This is a genomic window from Shewanella sp. UCD-FRSSP16_17 (assembly GCF_001675935.1).
Classification (GTDB): Bacteria; Pseudomonadota; Gammaproteobacteria; order Enterobacterales; family Shewanellaceae; genus Shewanella; species Shewanella japonica.
In genome coordinates this window covers 1-15,548 of sequence record NZ_LZFV01000001.1, presented here as the reverse complement: position 1 = coordinate 15,548, position 15,548 = coordinate 1, and the positions used below count along the sequence as shown (strand labels likewise).

15 protein-coding genes and 2 rRNA genes are annotated in these 15,548 nt (G+C 39.0%); 7 read left to right on the top strand and 10 right to left on the bottom strand.

Translation table 11 applies throughout. The features are described 5' to 3' along the window. The first annotated feature begins 163 nt into the window (after positions 1–163). The 3 genes from A9267_RS00085 to A9267_RS00075 all read left to right on the top strand — a co-directional run bounded on the left by A9267_RS00085 (position 164) and on the right by A9267_RS00075 (position 1,641). Positions 164–520 (top strand): glutathione S-transferase N-terminal domain-containing protein, encoded by a 357-nt coding sequence (locus A9267_RS00085; RefSeq protein WP_055026297.1) that lies wholly within the window; start codon positions 164–166, stop codon positions 518–520. Between the two features lie 204 nt (positions 521–724). After that, positions 725–1,180 (top strand): hypothetical protein, encoded by a 456-nt coding sequence (locus A9267_RS00080; RefSeq protein WP_055026298.1) that lies wholly within the window; start codon positions 725–727, stop codon positions 1,178–1,180. A gap of 248 nt (positions 1,181–1,428) precedes the next feature. Beyond that, positions 1,429–1,641 carry a DUF2986 domain-containing protein gene (locus tag A9267_RS00075; protein ID WP_055026310.1) on the top strand — a complete coding sequence of 71 codons (213 nt, stop codon included), beginning with the start codon at positions 1,429–1,431 and terminating at the stop codon, positions 1,639–1,641. A 96-nt stretch (positions 1,642–1,737) separates the two neighbouring features. Here the strand turns inward: A9267_RS00075 and A9267_RS00070 are convergent, their stop codons facing one another. Then, positions 1,738–3,252: an MATE family efflux transporter gene (locus A9267_RS00070; protein ID WP_065107785.1), complete on the bottom strand. Its 1,515-nt coding sequence runs from the start codon at positions 3,250–3,252 to the stop codon at positions 1,738–1,740. Beyond that, the gene (locus tag A9267_RS00065) at positions 3,249–4,097 is read right to left on the bottom strand and encodes an ion transporter (RefSeq protein WP_055026300.1); all 849 of its coding nucleotides are present in this window, start codon (positions 4,095–4,097) and stop codon (positions 3,249–3,251) included. Before A9267_RS00065 ends, A9267_RS00070 begins: the two co-directional genes overlap by 4 nt. Before the next feature lie 181 nt (positions 4,098–4,278). On the opposite strand from A9267_RS00065, the gene A9267_RS00060 reads away from it, so the two are divergent. Continuing rightward, positions 4,279–4,785, top strand: a complete 507-nt coding sequence (locus A9267_RS00060) for a L,D-transpeptidase family protein (RefSeq protein ID WP_065107784.1) — start codon at positions 4,279–4,281, stop codon at positions 4,783–4,785. A 53-nt stretch (positions 4,786–4,838) separates the two neighbouring features. After that, complete coding sequence (locus tag A9267_RS00055) at positions 4,839–5,396, top strand: VOC family protein (RefSeq protein ID WP_065107783.1); 558 nt, start codon at positions 4,839–4,841, stop codon at positions 5,394–5,396. Between the two features lie 104 nt (positions 5,397–5,500). On the opposite strand, the gene A9267_RS00050 is transcribed toward A9267_RS00055, so the two are convergent. The 5 genes from A9267_RS00050 to A9267_RS00030 all read right to left on the bottom strand — a co-directional run bounded on the left by A9267_RS00050 (position 5,501) and on the right by A9267_RS00030 (position 10,720). Further along, a complete protein-coding gene (locus A9267_RS00050; protein ID WP_156669070.1) occupies positions 5,501–6,265 on the bottom strand; it encodes a DUF4344 domain-containing metallopeptidase in 765 nt (254 codons plus the stop codon). 78 nt (positions 6,266–6,343) lie between these two features. Next, a complete protein-coding gene (locus A9267_RS00045) occupies positions 6,344–7,204 on the bottom strand; it encodes a M23 family metallopeptidase (protein ID WP_065107781.1) in 861 nt (286 codons plus the stop codon). 301 nt (positions 7,205–7,505) lie between these two features. After that, on the bottom strand, positions 7,506–8,375 hold the full coding sequence (locus A9267_RS00040) for a 6-carboxytetrahydropterin synthase (RefSeq protein ID WP_065107780.1): 870 nt from the start codon (positions 8,373–8,375) through the stop codon (positions 7,506–7,508). A gap of 155 nt (positions 8,376–8,530) precedes the next feature. Continuing rightward, positions 8,531–9,226, bottom strand: a complete 696-nt coding sequence (locus A9267_RS00035; RefSeq protein ID WP_065107779.1) for a response regulator — start codon at positions 9,224–9,226, stop codon at positions 8,531–8,533. Between the two features lie 6 nt (positions 9,227–9,232). Continuing rightward, the gene (locus tag A9267_RS00030) at positions 9,233–10,720 is read right to left on the bottom strand and encodes an ATP-binding protein (protein ID WP_065107778.1); all 1,488 of its coding nucleotides are present in this window, start codon (positions 10,718–10,720) and stop codon (positions 9,233–9,235) included. A 227-nt stretch (positions 10,721–10,947) separates the two neighbouring features. Here A9267_RS00030 and A9267_RS00025 point away from each other — a divergent pair, with 227 nt between their 5' ends. Beyond that, entirely contained in the window at positions 10,948–11,217 is a 270-nt protein-coding gene (locus A9267_RS00025) for a hypothetical protein (protein ID WP_055026307.1), read from the top strand. 1 nt (position 11,218) lies between these two features. Beyond that, complete coding sequence (locus A9267_RS00020; protein WP_065107777.1) at positions 11,219–11,554, top strand: hypothetical protein; 336 nt, start codon at positions 11,219–11,221, stop codon at positions 11,552–11,554. Between the two features lie 81 nt (positions 11,555–11,635). Here the strand turns inward: A9267_RS00020 and A9267_RS00015 are convergent, their stop codons facing one another. From A9267_RS00015 to A9267_RS00005, 3 genes are all read right to left on the bottom strand, one after another. After that, positions 11,636–14,113 carry an EAL domain-containing protein gene (locus A9267_RS00015; protein WP_065107776.1) on the bottom strand — a complete coding sequence of 826 codons (2,478 nt, stop codon included), beginning with the start codon at positions 14,111–14,113 and terminating at the stop codon, positions 11,636–11,638. Positions 14,114–15,054: 941 nt separating this feature from the next. After that, positions 15,055–15,170: ribosomal RNA gene (gene rrf, locus A9267_RS00010) — 5S ribosomal RNA — on the bottom strand. Between the two features lie 211 nt (positions 15,171–15,381). Further along, positions 15,382–15,548: ribosomal RNA gene (locus A9267_RS00005) — 23S ribosomal RNA — on the bottom strand; the annotation flags it as partial.

The window sequence follows — 15,548 nt, the reverse complement described above, 5'->3', positions numbered from 1 at the left end:
CCTTAACCTGCAAGGATAAACACGTTAAGGCTCACAAGTGACTATTATCTGTGAATAACATCACGTAAACTGTCGCTAAATTTGAATGTAAGTGCACTTTTATATGCTGCATTCATCCACAAATATAATTAAATTGATTCATCCAGTTTAAAAAGGAAGCAGTATGTTTGTTATTCGTTGGATCCTCGGTCGTATTATCTTATTAGCTAACTTTATATTTCCAGGTAAAAAACGTCAGCGCCCAGTTGCAGAGCAAGCAAAAATCGATGAGCAAACAAAAGGTTTAGCCCTTTACCAATACGCGGCATGTCCATTTTGCGTCAAAGTACGCCGTGCGATTCGCAGACAAGGTTTAGAAATAGCGATTGTCGATGCCAAACAAGATGCCAATAAGCAGCAGCTCATTGAGCAAGGTGGCCAACTAAAAGTGCCTTGCTTAAAAATAGACAAAGATGGAAAAACTCAGTGGATGTATGAATCCAATGACATTATTGCTTACCTAGAAAAGCAATATGCATAGTCAAAACGTCAGTAAAGCCTATGGTCGCAGTTTACTTTTGTAGGCTGCGATAAAGCTTCTTTACAGGCGGGATAACACCTTGTTAATTGACACTCTTCTCACCAATACCGAAGTGCTCAATTCGTTATAAATAACTATCAATAAAAATAAATTTCGTTTTTAATAGACACAGTTGATTTTAGAAATAGGTAAAGGGATATTCAGGTGCTAAAGATTTTTGCTATTGCAATCAGTATTGTTTTATTAACTGCATGTACTTCTGCCCCTTTGGAGCCTGAAGCTTATGCAGGACAATTCAAAGATAAATTTAGCACTTCCATAAAAGGAGAAGGTATTAAGCTTTTTACTTACAAAGCAAAAGTTGCAACGGCAAGTGACCGTGGCATTGAAGACCCACTCCCCCACCAACAAAGAATCGATCGCCGCCGCCAAAACGCACGAAGTTATGCCATTGAGCAAGAACAGCGTGCAGAACGATTAGAGCTTTGGGGTCAACAAGTTGAAGTCGGTTTACAAAAAACCATCGACATGACTGGTTACTGTAAAGAAGGTTACATGATCCTTAACCGAAGTGTGAGTGAAGGCCGTGGAGAAATCCGTGGCGAATGCAATGACGGCGCAACTGCTGAAGATATTGAAAAATTCAGCCGCAACTTTTAATTAACGCCTTAACTTCAAACACCCATTAATCTATAGCTAAGTATCCTATTGCTTAATTAAAAGCGGCATTAACTGATTCAACACTGCTTTATTCGCCCACAATAGATTATATAAGTAGTTTAACTATATCCTGCAGCCAGTTTGAGCTAAACTTGGCTTAATCATTTAAAGCAACTATGAGGCACTCTTGTAGTTGTGAGTTAGACAGTAAAGTGCCACCGGCACCATTAAGCGAGTTAGCAAGTCCCATGAACAGAAAACAGCAAATGATCAAAAAGACCGCTAAGCGGGCTAAAGCGAAGCAAAATAAAATCGTTAAAGATAACCCACAAAAAAATCCAAAAGTGGGGTATATCTCGAAAGCCGTTCGCGCTCAAATGGAATTAGAAGAGCAGCAGAAATTAGCTGAAGCGGCACAAGCTGAAGCCTCGCCTGAACAAGCCCAAGCTGAAGAAAAATAACCGCAGTATTTGTTATCTAATTAGATAAAAATAAAGCCCAGAAACGTCATAGTTTCTGGGCTTTATTATTTAACAGGCCTTATTTTGAAATATAAGTTACTTATCTTTTGATGATAAAGGGTTTTCTAAGTCACCATCTCGAATAATCTCTTCACACAAAGGCTCTTCATTTAACTGGGCTAAATGCACATAAGATGACGATTGCGGTGAAGAGCTAGGACTCATTTCCAGTTCTATTTCACTGTCTTCAGTTTGTTGGGCTTGTTGATGCAGTTTCTGTTCATGCTCTTTATTGGTAATTTTATCAATGAGTCGATAACCAACCCAAACCCCACCGATACCAAATAAAATAGAGCCAACCGCCTGTCCAATCAGTACGCCATACACCCCACCAATTTGGGCGCCAAAATACACAAATGGAATTGTACCTATAGTAGCTTTACCTACATTAAAGAAAGTTGAGTATTTCGCTTTGCCCAAATTGTTAAATGAAGCATTAGCAACAAATAAAATGCCATTAAATATAAAGAAGATAGCGATATAATTACAAAAGAATAAAATCAGTTCCTCAGCCTCTCCTTGCATATCAAATGCCGACACAATTTGATGTTTAAGGGCAAATAAAATAATCGACACACCTAATACAAATACCACACAAAATTGAATGGCTTTTGTTAAGCTTTCTCTGACTCGGCCAAACTCAAGTGCGCCATAGTTTTGACCGATAATTGGCCCCACTGCGCCACTAAGAGCAAAAATCATCCCAAAACACACAGGGATTAATCGTCCTAACACAGCCCAACCAGCTACATAACTATCACCGAAGTCAGCAATGGCTTTAGTTACTACCGCATTACCTATCGGTGTCGCCACATTGGTTAGCATTGCAGGTAAAGCAATGGCAAAAATAGTTCGAATATCTTCCACAAAATGTTGGCGATTAAATTTACCCAACATTTTATGTTTAACTACAATGCCGCGAGCAGAAATAACAAATACCGCAATACGAGCAAATACTGACGCTACAGCTGCCCCTTCAATTCCCATACTTAATGCAAAGATGAAAATAGGATCAAGGACTAAGTTAACCCCACCACCTGCAAGTGTAGACATCATAGAGAGCTTAGCATCACCGATTGCTCTTAGTGCCCCACCAAGCGCCATCGCTAAACAAATAAAAGGTAAAGAAGGAACTAAAATGCGAAGATAACTCTCAGCAAGTACAGCGGTTTCGCCAGTAGCTCCTACCAATGCAAGTAACTCAGGAATAAAAATAAATACCGTAATGGCAACAAATACACTGGTGATTAACGAGACAACGGCACTGTTTAATAGCATCCTTTTAGCCAGAACCATGTTCTTAGCACCAACGGCTCTCGATACCAGTGCACCCAGTGCTATCGACAACCCTATGCCGATTGATGTCGTAAAAAATGAAATAGCGCCTGCATAGCCAACCGCAGCAGCTAACTCCACTTCGCCTAATAAACTTAAGAAAAAGATATCTAATAAATCGACCACAAACAGCGCTGAAATTCCCACTGCCGCCGTTGAGCTCATGACTAAAATGTGCTTTAAAATCGACCCTTGAACAAACTTAGCTTCGGTCATGATTTCCCTTCTGATTGATGTTGCTCTAATTCACTACCACAGTGATGACAAAATAAAGCCTGTAAATTATGACCACGAGTACCACAATTGCTGCACTTTCTTAAATCTCGCTCAGCAACCATTTCATGTGATATTTCAGCGGTTAATATTCCTGTAGGAATCGCAATAATTGAATAACCAATTAGCATGGTAAGTGAAGCAATCGCCTGACCTAAATTAGTCTGTGGCGTGATATCGCCATAACCAACGGTTGTGATAGTCACTATGGTCCAATACATCGATTTTGGAATTGAAGTAAACCCATTTCCAGGTCCTTCAACCACATACATTACGACGCTTAATGCCATTATGATCAAGCTCACTGAAAAGAAGAAAATAAACACTTTCCTGCGAGACTGAATCATCGCTTTTAGTAGCAAGTTTCCTTCACTGAGGTAGCGCAATAATTTTAATACTCTAAATACCCTAAATAGCCTTAATATCCTGAACGCTAATGAGACGTTTGCCCCTGGGAATATCAATGCTAAAAAACTCGGTAAAATCGACAGTAAGTCGACAATACCGTAAAAACTACGCATATAAGCCCAGCGGTTGATTGAGCCATAAAGCCGCAACAAGTATTCAATCGTAAATAGCCAAGTAAACGCCCACTCAGCATAGTAAATTGCTTGGCCATATTGTTGATGATAACTGTCGATGGTATCTAAAATTATCAGTAATACACTGAATAAAATACAAATGATGAGTCCGATATCAAACCATCGACCTAGCTTAGTTTCCGTGCCAAATATGACAGAACGTATATGCCGTTTTAATGGCGTGTCTTGCTTTTCTTCTGACGTCATAGTTCACTCAAAAATGACCATTAATTAAGTACCGCATAATATGAAAAATACGGTATTATCTTTGTAAATAATAAATTCATTATGACAATTATTGATGCTTCTGCTAGATTGCTTAACGAATTAACCTCATGTTAACACTATTAATAATAAACATATCGAAAAAACTGCTTTTGGAGACTTCATGTACTTGGTTAAATACCTCTTTTTGCTCGCCATTATCACGCCTACTTTCGTCAATGCTTCAGTCGATCAACTTATTAAAGCAAAAGTAGACCTCGTCGTGGTGAATAAATCTGAATCAAGTATGTCGATTTACCATCAGGGTCAAAAGCTAAAAACCTACCGCATTGCCATGGGCGATACCCCTCAAGGACATAAGCTTAAAGAAGGCGACCAACGAACGCCTCAAGGAAGATACACGTTAGATTATAAAAAGTCTGATAGTGCTTTTTATAAATCTATCCATATCTCTTACCCAAATGAAGAAGATCGCCTGCGAGCAAGTGCCTTAGGGGTCAGTCCTGGTGGCATGATCATGATCCATGGCCAAAACCCCAACTCACCTTTAACACCTGAGCAAGCGCAACAGTTTAATTGGACCAACGGCTGTATTGCTGTAACGAATAAAGAGATGGACGAATTGTGGCGAGTTATCGAAGAAGGAACTCCCATTGAAATTTGGCCTTAGCCAGTGCATCGTTTTTCCACCTTATAACCATAAAAACACCTTCAGGATCCCTAATGAATTATGCTCAGTTACAGCAAAGCTGGCCTGAATTTAACCAGCGTATCACTCACTTCCTACATCAATTAGGTTTAGCAGACTTAGCTCTAAAGTGCGATCATTGCGCCCTGAGAGTTAATAGCAAGGAGAAAGCTGAATTACTTGTTGACGCATTTGAACAAGCTGGTCAAGTGATCTCAAACAATATGATTAACGGTCGTCCTATCCTAATCATAAAATTACATACACCAATGCAATTAAATGGTGCTAGCGTGCCATGTGTCGAGCTGCCCTTTCCTTCAGATAAGGTTTACCCTCAAGAAGGCTGGGAGCACATTGAGCTTGTCTTGCCCACTACAGCAACCACTTGTGAAGCACTCATCTCGGATTTATCAAGAAAAGTCCCGTCAATAACGGCTATTATTGAAGGAAAAACTGATATCAAAGTGAAGTTAAGCTCACCTCAAGGCGATAATGAGCGATTAGCAAACCCTACGATTGCTTTTAAGAAAGACGGTATTTGTATTAAAGTTCACCCTCATAGCATTGAAACTATTATTGCTAGTGAGCAATAAGGTCTTACTTTATTCGCCATTAGTCATACAAAAACACTAGCCACAAACTTGTTAGCCTGACCCAGTGGCTAATGTTTAACATGTATTTAATAGGATAGGTTTATTTAGTGAGCAAAGTAACCTTGCCAGTTTTTTGTTATGACTTGAAAGTGTTCAATACAAAACGACTTTCTATCAACTCGATAATCCTTTTCAATTTCATTCAGTAATGCCGGATACTTTTCTGGTTCAGAGCCATAGACTAAACACAGGCTTGAAAAGTACCTTTGTAAATCAAAACTATGCTCATCGATATACTCACCTAGCTCATAAAAATCAGGGCGGTGCTCTGATTCTAAAGCAAACAAATCTGCTGCATTGAGTAAGGCATCATCGCCAGCATCAATATAATTAAGCATGATAATAGCGGCAAAGTTATCTGCAGCATCCTCTTCTTTGCCCAATATTGGAATACCATTATCAGCAATATAAGCATGAGCAATCTCATGAAGTAGCGTATGTAATAACGCATCGACTGCGGCTTGCTCCGCTGAGTCAGCAAGCTCGGCCTTATAAGCATTTTGACTAAAATAGTCTATTGAATCGACGATAAATGAGTACGGGATATGAATGGTGTGAGTGTTGGGGTCATATAAAGGGCCATCTTGGCTCCCATACTTAATCAGCAGAGGATTGTTAAAAGTGAAGTAGGTTTCAGCCAATGCTTGTACTAACTGGTTAATTTCACTTCTTTTTATTATATCTTGATAACGTAAATCAGCTTTACTTGCAGGCAAATAAGTTACACTCATTTTCGCTTTTTCAGATGCTAAGCTGATACCAGATAACAAATAAATCGGTATTATTAGGGCGAGCAATAATTTCTTCATAATCATCTCCTTACATCACCCTATGATAAATAGCTAAACTTATTATCTATATTAATATTAATATCAGTATCGATAATATTATTCTTTTATAGCTTTCTCAGCAGCTAATACTGCTGACATCGGTGGCACAACGGTGACAGGATCTAAACGCATTTGATACCAATTAATACGCCAATCAAGGTGTGGGCCAGTAGCGCGTCCTGTTGCACCAATTTCAGCTAAATTTTGCCCTTGTTTCACTACATCACCGACTTTGGCATACAACTTACTTAAATGCAGAAATGTAGAATTAATACCATAACCATGATCAATAATAAGCGTGCCGCCTGAATAAAACATGTCAGGTTCAGCTAAAGTAATCACGCCATCGGCAGGTGAAACAACAACGGTTCCTGCAGGTCTTGCCACATCCACACCGTAATGCGGATTGCCTGGTTTACCGTTGTATACGCGCTGACTTCCATAAACCCCTGATATACGTCCTGTAACAGGCCAGATAAAATCCTGCATGAACGCCGTTTGTTCACTAAATGTATTTCTTGCCGTGCGGGTTAGTTTCGCATCTTTAGCAGCGCGTTCTTGTGCAGCTGGATTCGGCTTCATTATTTTTTTACTGATGCCAGTGACGCGATCAATTTTGTATTCTTTTGCTTTGACCGTCATTGGTTTTAATTCAGTTAATCCGTCCGGATATACCACTTCGAGCATTTGCTCTTTAGCGGCATCTCGTTCAAATCCAAACGCAAACTTACCTTGAGGCGTCACTTGAATCGCTTCGCCATTAAGTTTTACAACGCTACCTTCAGGAACAGCGCCTCGGATCAGTGCACCTTGTTCAAATTGTCCTTGAAGCTGGATTTGAGCATGAGCGGTAAAAGCGATAAAACTAGCACTCAGCAGTGAAAGCACACAAAACTTTTTACATTTATTGTCAGACATGTACGATGCATTCCTAATGTATATGTATTCTATTTAGATTCAGGTCGTTAAAGAATTAACGAATAGGCATCTTTTCAGCCAATTTATACAATAGTATGGTTTTAAACTAATAGATTCAAACTGTTAATCATAAGCGAAAGTTAACCCATTCAAGACAGCACTCTTTATAGATAAAAGATAGATTAAAAAGAGAATAAAAGGATTCTTGTAAGGCTAAAAAGAACTAATCAGGGGATGTTGATTTGAAAAATGTATAAAGCTTAATAGAGCATCTTGACTCTATTAAGCTTTGTAAAACATGCTACTTAACAGCAATGGCACCTTTGCCAATACCTTCAAAGGCAATCACTTTAAATTCTGACTCAGGAGACTGTTTTGACATAGACTCTGCTAAAAATTGTGCCAATAACTCTACTGTGGTGTCATGGGGAATGATGTCACAGCAAGATTTAGGCATCGCAAGCTGAAAGTCACCTTGGGGGGCTTGATAGTGAAAGCCGTAATGAGTTGCATCATTCACTTTAGCTTGCTTTGATAAAGACAGAGTGCTGACATCAACAATATCTTCTTCACTTCCTAAATATATATCTTGCCATCTATCGGCCCAATATTGATCCCATTTAGGTGCTGCAATACCGTTTTCAAATACAGTAATTGGACTACGATGTCCGTGGGCGATACGCTGGCAATTGCCGTCGTGCTTTCTAAGACCGTGACTGTAATGGTAGTAAGGCGTATCTAACACTTCATTACGAAGCGTTAAGCTAATACCTTCAACATTATCAGGTAAAGCTTCACGTAGCGCTTTGATTAAGAATGAATTAACACTTTCAAAGTCAATCACTTCGGTAGGCACAAGTGCAAATGCTTGTGACGGACACGCAAGATGAATGTCACCTTGTTGGCTTGAAAAATCCATCCAAACTCTGTCACCCTTTTGCTGCCATCTCACTTCACTGCATGCTGTAGGAATTAATAGTCGGTGGTCTGCGACATCATCGATGGTATTTTTAATGGTTTTTTTAACTTTTGAAAAGTCCAAAACCATATTCTGCTCATCCAGACCGCCATCAAGCAATACATCGACAATCCAGCTTTCTCCCACCATGCCGCGAATTGGACACAAATAAGAGAAATCAATAACGGTTAAATCTTTTACAAACAATTGCATTAAAGCTCCTAGGCAGAAAAACAGTCCGCCTCAGTCAACGTATCCCAATATAGCAATGGCTAAAGGGAATAATAAATATTGTTGGCTATTCTAAACAAAACAAGCGCTAGGAGCGAGTAAACAAGCTGAGAATATGAAATTGTTTTCAAAGGGGCTTATTCTATTTTGTAACCCACACCATAAATTGAATGAAGTAAGTCAATTTGAGTTTGGTGCATTGTTAGTTTGGCTCTTAGGTTTTTAATGTGGCTATCAATGGTACGAGAACTCACTACGCGGTCATCGACATAACAAACTTGCATTAAACTATCACGGCTATGAACCACCCCAGGACGTTTTAACATGGTTTGCAGTAGTCGAAACTCGACAGGGGTTAACTCCACTTCGACACTCGAAACAAAACACTTAAAGCGCTGGATATTGATTAAAATATGTTTATAAGCAATTTCATCTTCACTAATTTTAGGTTCAACATCTATCCGACGTAAAATAGTTTTGACTCTGGCAACGACTTCTCTGGCTGAAAACGGCTTACATACATAATCGTCAGCGCCAACCTCTAATCCGATAAGGCGATCAATTTCATCTACTCTTGCCGTGAGCATTAATAAAGGAATAGATGAGAATTGGCGTACTTCTTTGCAGATCGTTAAACCATCTTTATGAGGCAACATGAGATCTAAAATAACAAAATCAATATTGCCACTTTTAATGGTTTCGACAGCGCGAAGCCCATCATTTAACACCTGAGTCTCGAAGCCTTCTAACTCAAGGAAATCAACGAGTACTTGCGCAATTTTTTGTTCATCTTCAACAATTAACACTTTCATATTAGGGTAATCTGTACTCATTATTTTTTATGACTCTTTTTGCAAAGGTAGAACAATTTCAATACATAGGCCACCTAAATTAGATGGTCTTGCGCTAATCAGCCCGTCATGAGCCTCAACAATATTTCTGCTAATCGTTAAACCTAGACCTGCACCATTATTTCGCCTAACTCGTGAGCTATCTTGCCGATGTAGAGGGTCAAATAAAAGTTCGCACTCTGATGCATCGACAGACGGTTTTGTGTCATTAAATACAATCAATAGACGTTCTTTCTCAGTGATGAGGTCTATAGATAGGCGCCCTGGGCTATCAGTGTAGGCAACTGAGTTTAAAATCACATTGGCTAACAATTGCCGAAGCCTCATCGCATCACCAGTGATAAAAATGGGCTCATCAGCGGTAAAACTCACTGCGATGTCTTTTTCACTGATCTTATCTTCTAGTGATAGTAATGTTTCATTAATACATTGGGTAATATTAAGAGACTCAAACTGATACTTTAAGCCGCCAACATCAGATAAAGAAAGCTGATATAAGTCGTCAACCAAATGCTTAATTCGCATCACTTCCTGCTCTAGTGAAGTCAGTTGCTGTTGATTAAAAGGCCGGATGCCAGCTTTTATAGCGTCGATTTCACCACAAAGAATACTCAATGGCGTTCGCAGTTCATGTGAGATATCGGCAAACCAACGATTTTTAGCACTGCGTGTATTTTCTAAAGTCACAGCAAGGTGATCAATATCATTCATTAGCAGCCCCAGTTCGTCTTGACGGTCTAAATTAAAGCGTTCTGAGTAATTCCCCTTAGATAAATGAGATATCCCTTTTACAACTTCTCTTACAGGCATAAGTAACACCCGTGCCAATAGCCATGAAATAATAATGGCTAACGATAAACAAAGTAGACCTATCCAAATGCTGGTCCATAATTGTTGCTTCGCAAACGCCTTAGCCGAAATACTATTTACTTCAAAAATAGGGTTACTGTATAACGTGGCAACGACCTCATCGTTATATAAAACAGGCATGCTGATGCTGCCATCAATATCGTCAAATGCATCACCAGCTAAACGCTCACCCGCTGGATTATATATTGATGTTGGTGGGCCTAGTCTTCTGGGCGGTCCTGCTTTTCTAGCATCTCGTAAATGCGGTGGTGGCCCACGCCTTACTCTTTCTTCAGGACCCGAATCAACGCCTTTGATAGCATCAACGAAAAGAGGTCTAGGAGGTAATTTCCTGTCACCATTGGTAACTAACTTTAATGGGTCTGCAGAAAACACTCTTAACAAGGTATTTAATTGTTGTACAGAGACGTTATCCCAACTTTGGCCTGATTGACCATATAAAGAAGAAAAAGAATTGGATAATGTATGTAATCGCTCTTCTTCTAAGGAATGAATGTAATTAACAAAGCCTTGATCAAAACTCCACCTCGCAAGTGATAAGGTTGCGATAAGAACAATACTGGTCAGCCCAATGAATGCTAAAAAAAGTTTTTGAGATATCTTCATGAAACCAAACCCAACAAGCTCTATAAAATTACCCTAAATGATTGCATCTACATTTTGAATCAAGCACATAACTTGATAAATTTACGGATAAATTAGGAAACAGTTCAACAGTATATATAGCTTACACAAATCCCACTACCAAACCTTTAAAACTCCATAAAATCTGCACATTTTCTACATACTTGATTGTTACTGTGCTTATCAATTTAAGGCAATAAGGAACTCAAATGATTAAAACACTTAAAAGCTTTACCGTATTGAGTCTGGTTTTGTGCTTCTCATCCGGCTTGATGACTGAAGCTGCTGAACGTCAAATGCGTAAACCGCCACAAGAAGCGTATGACATCTGTGAGGACAAAAATGAAGCCGATGTCGTCACCATTACAACCCCAGACGGAGATGAAGTGGAAGCAACGTGCCAGCTAATGGATGATGAATTGGTTGCAGTGCCTGATAATCATCCACAACGTGGCCGCTCTAAAGGAAATAGAGGTTAACATGCAATTTGAAGTCTGTTTATCTGGCAGGAATGTTAAAGTCAACCAATGGAATAAAACTGATAACCATAGGCGGCTAGCACATCAATTACACATACTAGATATAATAGATGATCATATTCATGCTGCGGTTAACTCGCTTTCTGAGGTTGAGCAAACATCAATCTCAGAAATGCTTACTTTACTAAATATTGCTCAACAAAGTGGTCTTAGAATGTCTATAGAAGGATTAAAGCCACATGTAAGTAACTTATCATATCAAGACTTGGCCACGGTTTTTGTTGATATTTTAAGGCAGATTAGTCAGCTAGACTCAGATTTGTTCATGCCTAACTGACTAAAAAGAGGTCAGAATAATAGAATGACAGCATAGTATTAGTGGCTAATAATGCGAAGATGACGCCGATGAAAGACACCATTACATTTGGGGCAGTATTGGGGTCAGAGTTGCTGGTAATTGTGGCTTACTGAAAAAGTAACCTTGTGCTTGGTCGCATCCATTTTCTAACAAGAAAGCAGCTTGTTCTTTCGTTTCCACACCTTCAGCGATAACGGTCAGTTTTAATGCATGCCCCATCGCAACTATCGCTTTAGCAATCGCAGTATTGTTACTGTCATCAGGAATATCCGCAACAAATGATTGATCAATCTTTAGTACATTGATCGGCAATTTTTTTAAATAACTTAATGATGAATATCCGGTTCCAAAGTCATCAACAGATAACTGAATCCCCATATTTCCTAATCGCTTTAGATCGTTGATGACTTTCTCAGGCTCATACATCATACAACTTTCTGTGATTTCTAGTTCAAGTCGATTAGCAGGAAAGCCAGTGTCAGCAAGCACCTTTTCAACATCGTCAATAAAACTTGAACGTTGAAACTGCAAACTCGCTACATTTACCGCTAAATGACCAAATTGATAACCTGCTTCAAGCCAGGTTTTACCTTGCTTACAAGCCATCGTTAATACCATTAAACCGATTTGATGAATTAATCCAGTTTTCTCAGCTATCGGGATAAACTCAGCAGGTGAAATGACACCATGCTCTGGGTGTTGCCAACGGATCAATGATTCTAAACCGACAAGCTTACTATCAAGCAGAGATAGTTTTGGCTGATAAACAAGATGAAATTGATTCTCTTGAATAGCTTCGTGCAGCGCACTTTGAATTTTTAAATGTTCAACAGAATTGAGCGTCATAGTTGAATCATAAAAAGTGACATTGTTACGTCCATTTTGTTTAGCAATGTGTAACGCTGTATCTGTATTTTGTAATAGCTGTTCAAAGTTTAATGTGTCATTTGGGAATACTGACACGCCCATACTTAGCGTAACTCTAATAAGTGGCCTATCATCGAACTTGAAAGGTTGTTCGATCATAGATTTTAATTTATTAATCTTACGTAAAATCAATTCATGTTGATGAATATCAGTCAGTAGAAGCACAAACTCATCACTACTAAGTCGAGCCACAATACAATGCTCACCACTAAGTTGAGATAACCTTTCGCCTACTTCGATTAATAATTTATCCCCGACGTCATGCCCTAAGCTGTCATTGATATGCTTAAAGAAATCAATATCAAAAAATACGACCGCTAATTGTGTTTGCTGATGTAATGCTTTTTCAACCCGCTTTTGTAGAATTGACCTAAACAATAACCGGTTAGGTAATTGCGTCAAAGTATCGTAATAAGAAAGATTAGCGAGTTTTTCTTCATTACGCTTTTGAGTCGAAATGTCAGCAAACACTGCGACAAAGTAATTAATTTTATCTTCTTGGCTGTAAATCGCATTAATGGTGACTGACTGAGGGAAGATTTCGCCTGACTTACGTCGGTTCCAAATTTCACCATGCCACTTACCTTTTACAAGTAAGGTATTCCACATTTTTGAAAAAAATAGTGAATCGTGTTTGCCAGAGTTTAAAATTCTTGGGTTTTGACCCAATGCTTCACTACGCTCATAGCCAGTTATTTTACTGAATGCTGCATTCACCTCAGTGATATTGCCGTCGCGATCTGTGACTAAGACGCCTTCAACAGTGTTTTCAAATACACTTTCAGCTAATAACAGTTGCGTTTGGGTTTCTTTATGTCGAGCTATGTTACGCGTAATACCAATAATACCGACCAGCTTATCTTGGCTGTCATAGAGCGGCGCTTTTGTGGTTTCTAACCAATGTCGCTTGTTATTTTCATCAATCCGTTCGCATTCTCCGACAACAACAGGCTTTCCTTCTATTTCAGCTTGCCTATCACCTTGAACAAAGGAGTCAGCCGTATCAGAATCAAATAAATCGTGATCATATTGGCCAATAATTTCAGAATGTGATTTATTCCAAGCTATATCCACACTTTGATTACAAACAGCATATTGACCAGAGAGGTCCTTAATCCAGATATGTTCTTCAAAAGCGTTAATAAAGTTCTGTAAATTAATCCCGTTTAAATGGACATTTTCATCAAATTCACATTGAAACGACAAACTTTGGGCAGCCATAAGCAAAGTCACTTCAACTTGTTGTGAATCATGGGTTAACTGACACACTGAGCATATAAAAGAAATGACTTGACCCTCTTTGTCATTTCCAAAATGTACAGGGAGGCTATTGAGCTTATAATGTTTGTCTTGGTAACAAAAATCGGAATGGATTACGTTAAACGGTGACGTTGAAGTATTAAAATCTTTGATAAGACTTTTGCATTCTTTAACCACTAAATGGGTAAACTCAGAAACTGAATCACAAGGTAATTCAATCTGATGTTCAGATGTGATTAATAGGCTTTGTTCATCAACAGAAACGACATATACAGATGAATGTAATGCTTTGGCTGCTAGATCGATAGTTTGCTGCCAGCGATTCACTGCAGCTTCTGTTAATTTATGCATTATATTAGCTAATCCCTACCAAGTGGTAGTCATCAATTCGCAAAGTATATAACCCCAAATTCAAAATTTGAATAACCTAATTCAGTATATGCTAACCAGATCATTATTGTGCCCAAACAAAACAAAACGCGCGCAACAAAAGTGCAGCACAAAACTTACAACTACCTATCTATTTACACTTTTGTGCTGCGGAGGTATGAGCAAAAAATACCTAAACGAACGTGTTATAAATAATAAAGCGACCCAATCTTGTGATGAATGTAATGAATTTATCCCAAATATTCATGATCATACCTTAAGCACAGATTTTAATTCATCTTACTAATCAGCAAATAGCGTTAATAATCATGTTTATGTCACTTATGATTAAGAAAACTTATGCACTTAACGATGGTCTATTTGTACATGGGCATATCGTCCACACTGTTTTTCGCTACACTCAACTCACTTAACAATCAGATACAAAAAAGCCCTGACTTATTAAGTCAGGGCTTTCACGACTCTCTTAAAAGAGAAATTAGGCACTTAGCGATGAGCGACTTTCTCATAGGCATATCGTCCACTCTGTCTTTCGCTACACTCAATCCACTTAACAATCAGACACAAAAAAGCCCGTTACGTGAGTAACGGGCTATCTGCTCTCAATTAAGAGAAATTAGGCACTTGGCAATGACCTTCTTTCACATGGGCATATCGTCCACACTGTCTTTCGCTGTACTAAATTTTGACTAGCTATGTACGGAAAAAGCCCTGACTATTAAGTCAGGGCTTTCTCGACTCTCTTAAAAGAGAAATTAGGCGCTTGGCAATGACCTACTTTCACATGGGCATATCGTCCACACTGTCTTTCGCTGTACTAAATTTTGACTAGCTCTATGTACGAAAAAAGCCCTGACTATTAAGTCAGGGCTTTCTCGGCTCTCTTAAAAGAGAAATTAGGCGCTTGGCAATGACCTACTTTCACATGGGGAGACCCCACACTATCATCGGCGCGATTGCGTTTCACTACTGAGTTCGGGATGGGATCAGGTGGTACCACAATGCTATTGTCACCAAGCAAATTCGGTGTTAATCGCTTATCGCAATTAACTAAATTCGGAAAGCTGTTTGAGTTTTCTACTTTATTAAGCGCTTTATATTCTTCACTAAGTCTTACCTTCAACAGTAAGTAATAAATCTAGTTACCATCAACTCAGATACACCTACATGGATGTAGGCAGTGCCAAGAAATGATTGGACTCATTTCTGGTAAAACTCATCTGGGTTGTATGGTTAAGCCTCACGAGTCATTAGTACAGGTTAGCTCAACGCCTCACAACGCTTACACACCCTGCCTATCAACGTCCTAGTCTCGAACGGCTCTTTAGAGGAATTAAATTCCTAGGGATGACTCATCTTAGGACTCGCTTCCCGCTTAGATGCTTTCAGCGGTTAT

Coding starts and splice junctions, on each gene's coding strand:
- A9267_RS00085 (WP_055026297.1), top strand. CDS start 164: ATGTTTGTTATTCGTTGGATCCTCGGTCGTATTATCTTATTAGCTAAC.
- A9267_RS00075 (WP_055026310.1), top strand. CDS start 1,429: ATGAACAGAAAACAGCAAATGATCAAAAAGACCGCTAAGCGGGCTAAA.
- A9267_RS00070 (WP_065107785.1), bottom strand. CDS start 3,252: ATGACCGAAGCTAAGTTTGTTCAAGGGTCGATTTTAAAGCACATTTTA.
- A9267_RS00065 (WP_055026300.1), bottom strand. CDS start 4,097: ATGACGTCAGAAGAAAAGCAAGACACGCCATTAAAACGGCATATACGT.
- A9267_RS00060 (WP_065107784.1), top strand. CDS start 4,279: ATGTACTTGGTTAAATACCTCTTTTTGCTCGCCATTATCACGCCTACT.
- A9267_RS00055 (WP_065107783.1), top strand. CDS start 4,839: ATGAATTATGCTCAGTTACAGCAAAGCTGGCCTGAATTTAACCAGCGT.
- A9267_RS00050 (WP_156669070.1), bottom strand. CDS start 6,265: ATGAAGAAATTATTGCTCGCCCTAATAATACCGATTTATTTGTTATCT.
- A9267_RS00045 (WP_065107781.1), bottom strand. CDS start 7,204: ATGTCTGACAATAAATGTAAAAAGTTTTGTGTGCTTTCACTGCTGAGT.
- A9267_RS00040 (WP_065107780.1), bottom strand. CDS start 8,375: ATGCAATTGTTTGTAAAAGATTTAACCGTTATTGATTTCTCTTATTTG.
- A9267_RS00035 (WP_065107779.1), bottom strand. CDS start 9,226: ATGAGTACAGATTACCCTAATATGAAAGTGTTAATTGTTGAAGATGAA.
- A9267_RS00030 (WP_065107778.1), bottom strand. CDS start 10,720: ATGAAGATATCTCAAAAACTTTTTTTAGCATTCATTGGGCTGACCAGT.
- A9267_RS00025 (WP_055026307.1), top strand. CDS start 10,948: ATGATTAAAACACTTAAAAGCTTTACCGTATTGAGTCTGGTTTTGTGC.
- A9267_RS00020 (WP_065107777.1), top strand. CDS start 11,219: ATGCAATTTGAAGTCTGTTTATCTGGCAGGAATGTTAAAGTCAACCAA.
- A9267_RS00015 (WP_065107776.1), bottom strand. CDS start 14,113: ATGCATAAATTAACAGAAGCTGCAGTGAATCGCTGGCAGCAAACTATC.